This window comes from Salipiger sp., from assembly GCF_059781815.1.
The window spans coordinates 24,372-36,274 of sequence record NZ_JBYNAH010000001.1 but is presented as its reverse complement, the minus strand read 5'-3'; the positions used below and the strand labels follow the sequence as shown (position 1 = coordinate 36,274).

Here is an 11,903-nt window from a genome sequence, read left to right as displayed (position 1 = left end):
GGTCAGGCGCCGATCCCGCTACCGGGCTCAGCGCTTCATGTTGGTGGTTTCCTGCAGCATCTCGTCGACGGTCTGGATCACCTTGGCGTTCGAGGAATAGGCGCGCTGGGTGCGGATCATGTCGGTCAGTTCCTGCGCGATGTCGGTGGCCGATTCCTGCCGCGCGTAGGATTTCACGCTGCCGGTGGGGCCATCGCCCGCGTCCCAGAGGAAGAAGGACCCGCTGTCCGGCGAGGGCCGAAAGGTCGAGCCGTCGACCGCAATCATGCCGTTGTAATTGGGCAGGTCGACTAGCGGGACCTGATACAGCACCTGGCTCTGGCCGCTGTCGTAGAGCGCGCTGACATAGCCGTTCTCGTCGACCTCGACCGAGACCATGTTGCCCACCGAGGAGCCGTCCTTGGAAATCGAGATCGACGCGAAGCTGTCGCCAAGCTGCGACAGGCCGCCGGTGGTGCCGGCCGCACCGATATCGAACTCGATCGGGCCGCCTGCCACGTCGACGGTGAAAAGGCCGGTGGCGGCATCGTAGGCACCGCCCGTGATATCGGCCACGGTGGCGATCGTGCCACCCGCGCCGGTCGTGTCGTCGAAGGTGATGGTATACTCGCCGATCACCGCGCCGTCCTGCGCGCTGTCGGTCATCACCATGGTCCACTCGTTCGAGATCCCAGTGGCGGGCACCGTTGGCGTGAAGGTGATCGAGATGCTCTGCGAGATGCCGACATTGTCGAAATACTCGATCTCGAGATACTCGGCATCGCCTCCCGCGCCGGCCTGCGTGGCGGTGGCCGGCAGGTTCAGTGCCATATCGACCGAGGTGGTCGGGTCGCCGGTGAGGCTGAGGCTGAACTTGACCGGTTCCAGCCCGTTGATCGTGTCGCGCGGGTAGGGCGGGATCGTCCCATCGAGAGCCGCGGGCCAGCCCATCAGGTAGTACCCGTTCTCGCTTGCCAGATAGCCGTTCTCGTCAATCCGGAACGAACCGGTCGAGGTGAGCAGCAGCTCGGGCTCGCCCGTCGCCTCGAACTGCGATTGCGATGCCACCGGCAGCATGCCGATGCCGTCCACCGCGAGATCCGTGGCATTGCTGGTCGAGACAATCGCGCCGCCCTCGTCGACCAGCCGCAGATTGTCGATCGAGCTGCCGCCGGCGGTGTAGGCGCGCTGACGCCCGCTGGACATCACCAGCGCGGTGAAATCCGTCTCGACCCGGCGATAGCCGTAGGTCGAGGAGTTGGCGATGTTGTCGGAGATCGCGCTGAGGCGACTGGCATTGCCCGACAGTCCCGAAACGCCGGCATTGAGAGACGAAGAAATGGTCATGGACGCGCCTTTCTGCTGTCACCTTCGAAGAACTCGTCACCAGAGTTAGAGGCTGCGGCTTAACCCGGCCCTAACAGCTAAAATCCGAAGCACATCTCCGGCCGCTCAGCTGCGCAGGAAGATGATCTCGAGCCGGGTGTTGCGCGGGTCCATCGGGTTGCTCTCGGAGGGTTCGCGATCCGCGTGCGCAGTGACCCGGTTGATCCGGGCCTTCTCGAGCCCGTCGGAGAGCAGCAGCTCGCGGAAGCGGTCGGCATGGCGCGTCGAGACCTCCCATGAAGGATCGCGGGCAAGCACGACGGGATAGGCACCCACATGCCCCTCGATGGCGAGCGGATTGCTGACCATCCCCGACACCCGGGCGATCACGCCCGACAGCGCGCGCAACAGCTCGGTCGGGGCGCCGCCGGGATCGAACAGCGGGGCGTCCTCGGTCGCGAACAGCTCGACCACCAGCCCCTCATCGGTGACGCGGGTCACGATGTGGCGCATCAGGTTGTCGGTGATCATGCTTTCACCGCCATGCCCCATCAGCAGATCCTCGACCGCCTCGAGAGCCTCGTCCTTCGGGGCCTCGGCCCCGTCATCGCCGAGCCGTCCGGCGCCGCTTGCGGCGTTCTGCGAGGTCGGCCGGAGGCTGGTCGCGCCGGTGCCGACCCGCGGCAGCACGTTCTCGGAAAAGATGCTTTCGCCCCCGAGGCTGCCATCCCCGCCACCGGATACGCGGTTCACCGCGATCGTCGGGCTGAAATAGTCCGCCAGCCCCTTGCGCTGTTTTTCAGTTGTCGCGTTCAGTAGCCACATCAACATGAAGAAGGCCATCATGGCAGTGACGAAATCCGCATAGGCGACCTCCCATGCGCCGCCGTGATGCCCGTCACCGCCCGAAACCTTCTTCTTCTTGATGATGACCGGGGCGACATTGCTGTCGACCGCCATGTTCCACCACCTTTGTCTTTCACCCCGGGCAGGGGTCTAGCGGAGCGGCAGTTACCCTTGGCTTAACGTTTAAAACTGTTAGCGCATTCACGGGCGAAGACGTGCCGAGAATCCCACAAACCGCGAGCGCGAGTCTCCTGCAGATAGACAGATGACCGGTTTCCGAATAGCTGTAAGGCCGAGGAACCTTACGGAACACGGGGTCTGCTGAATGGCGGCTGGGGCAGCAAAAAGAGCGAGACGCATTGGCGTCGTGGCGACCGCCGCGGGGGTCATGCTTGTCACGGGGGCGGCTTATTCGCAGACCTTCCCGAGCTACAACACCTATGGTTCGCCCGGTCTGATCGACATGCCGACCGCCGAGATGGCGCCCGACGCGACCATCGGCCTGACCTACGGCCGCATTGCCGACAGCAACCGCGGCTCGCTGGCCTTCCAGATCACGCCGTGGCTCACCGGCACGTTCCGCTATACCGGGATCGAGAATTTCGACGACCCGTCGAGCGTCGACGGGGTCTATTACGACCGCAGCTTCGACATCCGCCTTCAGCTTCTGAGCGAGACCCGGATGCGCCCGGCGATCGCCGTCGGTCTGCAGGATTTCATCGGCACCGGTATCTACAGCGGCGAATACATCGTCGCCACCAAGACGCTGGCAAAGGGCCTGAAGGTCACCGGCGGTCTGGGATGGGGGCGGCTTGGCAGCTACGATCCCATCGCGACCTTCGGCACCCGCCCCGAAACCATCCTCGGCCGCGGCGGCATCCCGACCTATGACCGCTGGTTTCGCGGCGATGTCGCGCCTTTCGCCGGCATCAGCTATTCGCCGAACGACCGCCTGACGTTCGAGCTTGAATACTCCTCGGACCAGTATGACCAGGAAACCGCGAAGAGCGATTTCAACCACAACTCGCCGGTCAATGTCGGGGTGCAGTACCGCTTCGACAACAACTCGCAGCTGTCGCTCTACTACGCCTACGGCGATACCTTCGGGCTCCAGCTCAGCTATCCGTTCAACCCCAAGACCCTCGGCACCCCCGGCGGCGCCGAGACCGGTGGCCTGCCGGTCAAGCCGCGGGCGCCCGAAACGGCTTCGGATCTTGGCTGGACGACAGATCTCGCGAGCGCCGAGGCAGGCACCAAGCAGCGGCTCGCTTCGAGCCTCGAGCGCGAGAAGATCGACCTCGTTGGTTTCGACCTGACGGCGCGCACGGCAACCGTCCAGCTGCGCAACCCGACCTACGGCGCCCCTGCGCAGGCCATCGGCCGCACCGCAAGGGTCATGACCCGGCTGATGCCCGCCTCGGTCGAGGAATTCGTCATCGTGCCGACCGAGAACGGCATCCCGATGTCGGCGGTGATCCTGCAGCGCAGCGATCTCGAGGCGCTCGAGAACGACGCCGCGGTCGAGATGCTGGCGCGGACCAAGATCACCGATGCCTATGGCCGCGGACTCTCGCCCGATCTCGAGGAATTCCCGCGCTTCACCTGGAAGCTGACGCCCTACTACGATTACGCCACCTTCGACCCGGAAGCCCCGCTGCGCATCGACGTCGGCGCGAGCCTGTCGGCGAGCTGGGAGCTGCGGCCGAACATCGTGCTCTCGGGCGCGATCAAGAAGAAGGTCTTCGGCAATCTCGACAGCATCACGCGGGAATCCGAGTCGCTGCTGCCGCGCGTTCGAACCGACTACAAGGAATATGCCGAGCAGGGCGATCCCGCGATCAGCCGCCTGACGCTGGATTTCTACGGCCGCCCGGGCCCCGATTTCTACAGCCGTCTGAGCGTCGGCTATCTCGAGCGGATGTATGCCGGCGTGTCGGGCGAGGTGCTCTGGAAACCCGCCGACAGCCGCTTCGCCCTCGGCGCCGAGCTGAACTACGTGCGCCGTCGCGCCTATGACGGCCTGTTCGGGCTTCAGGACAACGTCACCGTCGATCCGGTCTCCGGCATCGAACGCGAGATCCCCGACGTGAACGGCCATGTCTCGGGCTATTACGCCTTTGGCAACGGGTTCCACGGTCAGGTCGATGTCGGCCGCTATCTCGCCGGCGACTACGGCGCGACCTTCACCCTGTCGCGCGAATTCGCCAATGGCTGGCGGGTCGGCGCCTTTGCCACCTTCACCGATGTCTCGGAGGAAGAGTTCGGCGAAGGCTCGTTCGACAAGGGCATCATGCTGACGGTTCCCTTCGCGATCGGCACGGCGCAACCCTCGCGCGGGACCGATACCTTCACCATCCGCTCGGTGCAGCGTGACGGCGGCGCCCGGCTCAATGTCTCGAGCCGGCTCTATGAACAGGTGCGCACGTGGCACGAGCCCGATGTCGCCAACTCCTGGGGGAGATTCTGGCGATGATTTCGCGACTGTTTCCGCGTCTTGCCGCGGTTCTCGGGCTGAGCACCGCGCTGGTCGGCTGCAGCAACGACCCGTATTACGATTTTCCGCTCAAACCGGCCTACGGCGCGATCTTCGGCGGCAAGGGAACACCCTCGCGCGTCAGCCAGGAAAGCATCGTCCGGACCCTGACGGCGACCGACCTGCCCGTCGCCTTCCTCAGCGTGACGGACCGGGATTCGCAGACGCTGCTGATCCGGATCGAGCAGAACGGACCCTATGACACCTACGCCAACGTCGGTCGTCAGGCGGTGACCATGCGCAACGGCATGATCACCGGCACGCGCGGCCTCAGCGGCGATCTGATGTCGACCGACGAGGCGGCGCTGCTCGAACTGGTACGGGCGCGCCGGACCGGGCAGGCGACGTATATTCAGCGTTTCCTGACGCCAGAGGATGTCACCGAGGTGCTCACCTACCGCTGTGGCGTCGAGCCCGACAAACCGGTCGAGGTCTCCATGGGCCTCGTGCAGGGCATGGCGACGGAAGTGGTCGCCGCCTGCGAAAGCGCCGACGGCCCGCCGTTCGTGGATTACTACGTTGTCTCGAACGACGGAGACGTGCTCGCCTCACGGCAATGGCTGGGGCAGAACCTCGGCTATGTCGCGATGCACAAGATCCGGCGATAACCGGCGGCAATCAGTGCAGTGAGATGCGGCGGAGCACCGTCGCCAGCATCAGCCGCGCGTCGTAGCACAGGCTGCGCCGGCGGGCATAGATCAGGTCGAGCTGCGCCTTGCGCGGCACGCAGCGCCGGCAATAAACCGCCTCGGTCTCTTCCTTGCTGCTGCAGGGCGCGAGCAGGCGCTCTTCGGTGCGGTGGAAGGCCAGCGTCGCAAGCCCGGTGACACCCGGGCGCGATTTCAGCACCTCGACATAGAGGTCGGGAAACATCTCGGTATAGCGCCGCAAGGGCGGGCGTGGCCCGACGAAGCTGATATCGCCGCGCAGGATATTCCAGAGCTGGGGCAGCTCATCGAGCCGATAGCGCCGCAACATGCCGCCGGTGCGGGTGATCCGGTTGGCCTTGTCGCCGCCCGACACGCCACTGTCATGAAGATCCGTTGTCATGGTGCGGAATTTCCACAGCCGGAAGCCCTCGTCCGGCGTCTTCATGCGTTCCGAGAGATAGAGGACCGGCCCGCCGTCCCGAATCAGGATCAGCAGGGCAATGACCACGATCACCGGTGACAGAACCACGATGAGAAGGCAGGACAGAACCACATCGAAAGCACGTTTAGAGAACGTCATGCGCGCGCCTCCGCCGGATGGGGCCTGACGCATCGGGTGGCCGGTTTTCGCCTGTCCCGCTGGCAAAACGCTGATACTGTCACGATTACCTGTCCGATTGGCGTTTCCGACGATAGAAGATTGTCTAACACCTGCGACAAAGGCTAAGAAAGCCTGTGATACGACCAAAGGATTTCCGAGGGCCCCTGTATTGCCAAGACCACACAAAATTCTCGCTGCGCTCCTGATCCTGATCACCGCCGGCTGCTCACAGCTGCCCCGCGGCGCGGCCGTCCAGTCCGAGATCATCAACGAATACAACGTTGAGAACCCCTCGTTCCAGGTGATCCCGGTGACCCGGGCGAACATGCCGATGATCGCCACCTGGCCGCGCACCGGCTGGGAAAACGAATACGCCTGGCCCGGAACCTCCTCCGGCACGAACTCGAGCGTCATCCAGACCGGTGACAAGGTCGATATCGTGATCTGGGACAGCCAGGAAAACTCCCTGCTGACCGCCGCCACCGCCAAGTCCGCGGCGCTGACCGGGGTCGAGGTCGGCCCCAACGGCGCGGTCTTTGTTCCCTATGTCGATGACGTGCATATCCGCGGTCTCACACCGCAGGCGGCGCGCGCCCGCATCCAGGACCAGCTGATGCAGATCGCGCCCTCGGCGCAGGTGCAGCTCAGCCTGCATCAGGGCCGCAGCAACTCGGTCGAACTGGTCGGCGGCGTGGCAAGGCCCGGCGCCTACCCGATGCCCTCGCGCAACTACAAGATCCTCGGCCTGATCGCGGATGGCGGCGGCATCAGCCCGAGCCTCAACAATCCGCGCGTGCGGCTGCTGCGAGACGGCTCGACCTACGAGACCTCGGCGGAAGACCTGCTCGACAACGGCACGCGCAACACCCTGCTGATGCCCGGTGACACCGTCATCATCGAGGAAGACAAGAAGACCTTCACCGCCATCGGCGCCTCGGGCACGGAAGCGCTGATCGACTTCCCGAAGGACAAGGTTTCGGCCATCGAATCCGTCGCACTGTTTGGCGGTCTCGCAGATACCCGCGCCGACCCCCAGGGTGTCCTGATCCTGCGCGAATACGATGTGCACCAGCTGCGCTCCGATGGCAGCGCTCCGAACATGCAGCAAGTGGTGTTCGTGTTCGATCTGACCTCGGCGGACGGGCTGTTCTCGGCGCGGAAGTTCACCCTGAACCCGGGCGACACCGTGCTGGCCACCGAATCCCCGCTCAGCCAGACCCGGACGCTGTTCTCGCTGATCGGCACCGCCTTCGGCACCACGCAGCAGATCGCCGGTCTCGCCAACTGATCCCCGGCGACAGTTTGAAATGCAAAGGGCGCATCCGAGGATGCGCCCTTTTTCGTTGCTCCGGTCGCGGCGGTCCTGGCTCCGCCGCTCCGGACCGTTACAGCAGGATCACATCTCGCCGCTGAGCGAGGCGAGGTAAGCATACACGTCCGCGGCACCTTCGCGCAGCTTGAAGCTCATGCCCGAGCGCGCGCCACTGTCATCGAGGTATTCCTTGAGGAAACCGCTCGGGTCCTGAACGTAGGCCTCGAAAGTGGCCTCATCCCAGACCAGACCCTTGGCGCGGGCTTCCTCGATGGATTTCTTGTAGCGGAAATCCTCGACCGCGCCGGCCTCGCGGCCGATCACGCCGTAAAGGTTCGGGCCGGTGCGGCCGCCCTTGACGATGGTCTCGCCGGCATCGTCGACGATCATGTGGCACGACCGGCAGCGCTTGCCGAAAAGATCCTCGCCCGCGGCGGCGTCGCCGGCCTCCTGAGCGATGGCGCTGCCTGCAAGAGTCACTGCGGCGATGGCCGTGGCTATCTTGAGTTTCATGGATTTTGTCTCCCGTGACGTATCTCCGGACAAAAACCTAGCGCAGTGTCGCGCGGCTCAACAATAGCCGGACCGCCCGTCTGCGACCAAATGGCAGTGCGGCTTGACGCCGCCCGCATGGCATTGGAAAGAAGCGCCATGACCAACGACATCCCCGCATGGGTCGACGGCACGCTGACGCCGGTCGACAAGCTCGAGGCGCATCTCAAGGGCCTGCGGCACAAGGCCGTCTCGGTCTTTTTGCTGCGCGGCGACGCGGTGCTGATCCAGCGCCGGGCGCTCGGCAAGTATCACACGCCGGGGCTCTGGGCGAACACCTGCTGCACCCATCCGCATTGGGACGAGGCGCCGCTCGACTGTGCCCTGCGCCGGTTGCGCGAAGAGCTTGGGATCGAGGGCGTCGCGCTCAGCCCTCGCGGCCAGGTCGAGTACCGTGCCGACGTGGGCGGCGGCATGATCGAGCACGAGCTGGTCGACATTTTCGTGGGCCATGCGCCCGAGGGGCTGGAGATCGCGCCGAACCCGGACGAGGTGATGGACACCGACTGGGTCGCGCTCGACGATCTGCATCGGCAGACGCGTGACGAGCCTGAGCGGTTCACGCCGTGGCTGCGGATCTATCTCGACCAGCATTCCGAGCAGATCCTCGCGGATCTCTGAGCCTCAGCGGCGCTTGCGCAGATAGACGTAATAGGCGCCCGAGCCTCCATGCTTGCCATGCGCCTCGGAGACCTGAAGCACCGCCTGCGCCACCGGCGGCAGGCGCAGCCATTGCGGCACCTGCGTCTTCAGGACACCGCGCCGGCGCGGCATCGGATCGTGCGGATCCTCGCGCATGCCCTTGCCGGTGATCACCAGCACCAGCCGCAAGCCGCGGGTCTGCGAGGTCAGGATGAAGCGGATCAGTTCGGGATGGGCCTGATCGATGGTCATGCCGTGCAGGTCGATGCGCGACTCCGGGACCAGCTTGCCGCGCTTCATCCGGGTGAACGCCTTAGAGTCCATGCGCACCGGATCGCGCGCCAGCCGGTCCGAGGTGGTGCCGAGGAAATCGTGATGTTCGGGCGCCGGTTGCGACCGGCTGCCGAGATCGAAAGAGGGCAGGGGATCTCTTGGCGGCGGCGATTTGCGCGGCGGCCGCCGGCTCGCGGCCTCTTCGGGCTCTGGCGCCGGTTTCTGCCCCGGCAGGCGCTCGGCGGATCTGGCCACCTGCTGCCATAGCTCCAGCTCCTCCGGTCGCAGCCGCCGCTTTCTCATAGCACCGATTCCGGCAGCAACGCGTAGGCGCGCTGGATCGGCAGAAGCACCACGAGGCGGCCCGGATCCTTGATTTCGCCCGCCCGACGCCCCGCAGCATCGCCGGTGCCGAAGAAGATGTCGGCCCGCTGCGCGCCCTTGATCGCCGAGCCGGTATCCTGCGCGATCATCAGCCGGTGAAGCGGCTCGGCCCCGGCCTTCTCGATCCAGACCGGCGCGCCCAGCGGGGTAAAGGCGGGATCGACGGCGATGCTGCGCAGCGTGGTGATCGAGCGGTTCATCGCACCGAGCGGACCGCGCTCGGCGGGCACTTCGCTCACCTCGCGAAAGAAGACGTAGGACGGGTTGTGATAGAGCAGGTCCTCGCCGTCGAACGGGTTGCTGCGCACCCAGTTCTTGATCACCTGCGCCGAAACCTGGTGCGGATCGAAGGTGCCGCGCCGGACGAGTTCCTTGCCGATCGAGCGGTAGGGGTGGCCGTTGGCCCCGCCGTACCCAACCCGAAGATGGCGCCCGTCGGGCAGGCGAATACGGCCAGAGCCCTGAACCTGCAAAAAGAACAGCTCGACCGGGTCGTCGACCCAGGCGATTTCGAGCCCCCGGCCCCGCATCACGTCGGTCGACAGGATCTCGCGCCGCTCGAGCCAGGGCCGGATTTCGACGGCTTCGGGCGGCATGCGGTAGATCGGGTAGCGATAGCGCGGGGTCTCGATCAGCGATCCGTCGAGCTCGGGCTCGAAATAGCCGGTGAAGAGTCCGTCAGCTCCGTCGGAAATCAGCACCGGGCGGAAGAACAGCTCGAAGAAGTCTTTCGCATCGTCGGTTTCCCGCGCCAGCGCGCAAAGGCTGCGCCAGTCGGGTTCCCTGAGATCGCCACAGGTCTCGAGGAATACCGAAAGGGCGGCGGAGTGATCGTCCGCCGCCCATCCGTCGAGATCGGAGAACTCGAGAATCTGGTATGTGGTGTCTGTGTCCGCCGCGCTCATGGTGCCTGCCAGTGCCATGCCGGCGAGGATCGCGGCACGGATCGCCTGTCGCATTATTCGTCGGTCGCGACCAGCTGCCAGTTGGGATCGTCGCTGCCCATGCGGCGGGCATAGGTCCACACATCCTTCTGGCGCTTGACCGCAGTCGGGCTGCCCTCGATCACCTCGCCGGCGGCGTTCTTCACCACCGAGGTCAGCTCACCGACATATTTCACGGTGATCTCGGCCAGACGCTCGGCGTCGTCGAAGGTCGCGTCGATCAGTGTCAGCTCGCGTACGCCGACAAACTGCGCCTCGATGGTCAGACCCTGCTGGGCGCGCTGCTCGATCACATCGCTGAAGGTCTCGTAGATTTCGTCGGACAGGAACGGCTTGAGATCCTCGATCTCGCCATTGTCGAAGCCCATCAGGATCATCTCGTAGGCGCCGCGCGCGCCGGAGAGGAACTCACCCACGCCGAAGGAGGGCTCGGCGCGCTTCATCTTGGCCAGGGCCTCGGCGGCGGGGCTGCCTTCGGGGACGTGATCGATGATGTCGCGATCGGGGCCCCCTTCGATGACCTCGAAGTCGCGCGCGGTGTCGTCGCGGCGGCTGGGAGCGGGGGCCTGGGGCTTCTCGAAGCCGTCGCGGGTTCCCAGCACGCTGCGCAACCGCAGGATCAGGAAAATCGCGATCCCGGCAAGGACCAGAAGCTGGACGATCGGCGTGTTCATCGGCACCTCATGCGCGCAAACGTGGAAGTTTTGTCGTTGCAATCCTATGTAGGGGCTGGGTCCCGGCAAGTCTACCGGCCCCCAACCCGAAGGGAGACCGCATATGTGGCTTTTTCTGGCATTCTTGCTCGTGCCGCTGATCGAAATCGGCCTGTTCATCCAGGTGGGCGGCCTGATCGGCCTCTGGCCGACGCTCGCCATCGTCGTCATCACCGCGGTGATCGGCACCTGGCTGGTGCGCTCGCAGGGGCTGCGGGCGATGGGCGATCTGCAGGGCTCGTTCTCGCGGCTCGAGGATCCCACCACGCCGCTGGCCCATGGCGCGATGATCCTGCTCGCCGGGGCCCTGCTGCTGACACCGGGGTTCTTCACCGATGCGGTGGGCTTTGCGCTTCTGACACCGGCCTTCCGCAAGATGGTGCTGAATTACATCTCGCGCCGTGTGACCGTGACCCGCTTCGAGATGGGCGGCCGTCCGGGGCCGCATCCCGGCCCGCGGCCCGACATCCGGCAAAACCCGCAGCATTCCGGCGAGGGCGACGTCATCGACGGGGAGTTTACCGAGCTTGGCCAGGGCAAGAAGCCAAATCACCCCGGCTCTGGCTGGACGAAGCATTGAGACGCCGTCTCGGGGCTGCTATTGCATAGCCAAACCTGTTTCGAGGAGTGAGACCACATGGCAGAAGAAGCCACCCAAAACGGTGAGGCCGCAGCACAGGCCCCGGTGAAGATGAACGTGCTCGCGCAGTTCGTGCGCGACCTCTCGTTCGAGAACATCCTGGCCCAGAAGGGCAGCAACGGCGAAGTGCAACCCGACGTGCAGGTTCAGGTGAACCTCGACGCCAAGAAGCGCACCGCCGATCACCAGTACGAGGTTGTCCTCAAGCTCAAGGTCGAGTCGAAGTCGAAGGGCACCGACACCACCCTGTTCATCCTCGAGATGGACTATGCCGGTGTGTTCCACATCGAAAACGTCCCGGAAGAGCAGCTGCACCCGTTCCTGCTGATCGAGTGCCCGCGGATGATCTTCCCCTTCGCGCGCCGCATCGTCTCGGACGTGACCCGCGACGGTGGCTTCCCGCCGCTGAACCTCGAGATGATCGATTTCGTCGCGCTGTACCGCAACGAACTGCTGCGCCGCCAGCAGGCGAGCGCCGCCGCCGGCGAGCAGAAGCTCGACGCCTAAG

13 protein-coding genes are annotated in these 11,903 nt (G+C 65.1%); 6 read left to right on the top strand and 7 right to left on the bottom strand.

The features are described 5' to 3' along the window. Positions 1-27 precede the first annotated feature (27 nt). Both AC6RA4_RS00185 and AC6RA4_RS00180 read right to left on the bottom strand, forming a co-directional pair. The gene (locus tag AC6RA4_RS00185) at positions 28-1,326 is read right to left on the bottom strand and encodes a flagellar hook protein FlgE (protein WP_500156214.1); all 1,299 of its coding nucleotides are present in this window, start codon (positions 1,324-1,326) and stop codon (positions 28-30) included. A 105-nt stretch (positions 1,327-1,431) separates the two neighbouring features. Next, the gene (locus AC6RA4_RS00180) at positions 1,432-2,265 is read right to left on the bottom strand and encodes a flagellar motor protein MotB (protein WP_500156212.1); all 834 of its coding nucleotides are present in this window, start codon (positions 2,263-2,265) and stop codon (positions 1,432-1,434) included. Positions 2,266-2,539: 274 nt separating this feature from the next. Here AC6RA4_RS00180 and AC6RA4_RS00175 point away from each other — a divergent pair, with 274 nt between their 5' ends. Continuing rightward, positions 2,540-4,624 carry a YjbH domain-containing protein gene (locus tag AC6RA4_RS00175; RefSeq protein ID WP_500156211.1) on the top strand — a complete coding sequence of 695 codons (2,085 nt, stop codon included), beginning with the start codon at positions 2,540-2,542 and terminating at the stop codon, positions 4,622-4,624. Further along, a complete protein-coding gene (locus AC6RA4_RS00170) occupies positions 4,621-5,292 on the top strand; it encodes a YjbF family lipoprotein (RefSeq protein WP_500156209.1) in 672 nt (223 codons plus the stop codon). Before AC6RA4_RS00175 ends, AC6RA4_RS00170 begins: the two co-directional genes overlap by 4 nt. A gap of 10 nt (positions 5,293-5,302) precedes the next feature. Here the strand turns inward: AC6RA4_RS00170 and AC6RA4_RS00165 are convergent, their stop codons facing one another. Next, entirely contained in the window at positions 5,303-5,914 is a 612-nt protein-coding gene (locus AC6RA4_RS00165) for a sugar transferase (protein WP_500156207.1), read from the bottom strand. Positions 5,915-6,104: 190 nt separating this feature from the next. Here AC6RA4_RS00165 and AC6RA4_RS00160 point away from each other — a divergent pair, with 190 nt between their 5' ends. Next, positions 6,105-7,223, top strand: a complete 1,119-nt coding sequence (locus AC6RA4_RS00160) for a polysaccharide biosynthesis/export family protein (RefSeq protein ID WP_500156205.1) — start codon at positions 6,105-6,107, stop codon at positions 7,221-7,223. A gap of 108 nt (positions 7,224-7,331) precedes the next feature. Here the strand turns inward: AC6RA4_RS00160 and AC6RA4_RS00155 are convergent, their stop codons facing one another. Next, positions 7,332-7,760 carry a c-type cytochrome gene (locus tag AC6RA4_RS00155; protein WP_500156203.1) on the bottom strand — a complete coding sequence of 143 codons (429 nt, stop codon included), beginning with the start codon at positions 7,758-7,760 and terminating at the stop codon, positions 7,332-7,334. Between the two features lie 138 nt (positions 7,761-7,898). Between AC6RA4_RS00155 and idi the strand changes: the two genes are divergently transcribed. Further along, positions 7,899-8,420 (top strand): isopentenyl-diphosphate Delta-isomerase, encoded by a 522-nt coding sequence (gene idi, locus AC6RA4_RS00150; protein WP_500156202.1) that lies wholly within the window; start codon positions 7,899-7,901, stop codon positions 8,418-8,420. A gap of 3 nt (positions 8,421-8,423) precedes the next feature. Here the strand turns inward: idi and AC6RA4_RS00145 are convergent, their stop codons facing one another. The 3 genes from AC6RA4_RS00145 to AC6RA4_RS00135 are packed head-to-tail and all read right to left on the bottom strand — an operon-like array spanning position 8,424 to position 10,716. Continuing rightward, complete coding sequence (locus AC6RA4_RS00145; RefSeq protein WP_500156200.1) at positions 8,424-9,017, bottom strand: Smr/MutS family protein; 594 nt, start codon at positions 9,015-9,017, stop codon at positions 8,424-8,426. After that, on the bottom strand, positions 9,014-10,057 hold the full coding sequence (mltA, locus tag AC6RA4_RS00140; protein WP_500156198.1) for a murein transglycosylase A: 1,044 nt from the start codon (positions 10,055-10,057) through the stop codon (positions 9,014-9,016). The genes AC6RA4_RS00145 and mltA overlap by 4 nt, the downstream gene beginning before the upstream one ends. Then, the gene (locus AC6RA4_RS00135) at positions 10,057-10,716 is read right to left on the bottom strand and encodes a Tim44/TimA family putative adaptor protein (RefSeq protein WP_500156196.1); all 660 of its coding nucleotides are present in this window, start codon (positions 10,714-10,716) and stop codon (positions 10,057-10,059) included. Before AC6RA4_RS00135 ends, mltA begins: the two co-directional genes overlap by 1 nt. Before the next feature lie 103 nt (positions 10,717-10,819). Between AC6RA4_RS00135 and AC6RA4_RS00130 the strand changes: the two genes are divergently transcribed. Next, complete coding sequence (locus tag AC6RA4_RS00130) at positions 10,820-11,335, top strand: FxsA family protein (RefSeq protein WP_500156194.1); 516 nt, start codon at positions 10,820-10,822, stop codon at positions 11,333-11,335. 57 nt (positions 11,336-11,392) lie between these two features. Next, complete coding sequence (gene secB, locus AC6RA4_RS00125) at positions 11,393-11,902, top strand: protein-export chaperone SecB (protein ID WP_500156193.1); 510 nt, start codon at positions 11,393-11,395, stop codon at positions 11,900-11,902. Position 11,903: the final 1 nt, after the last annotated feature.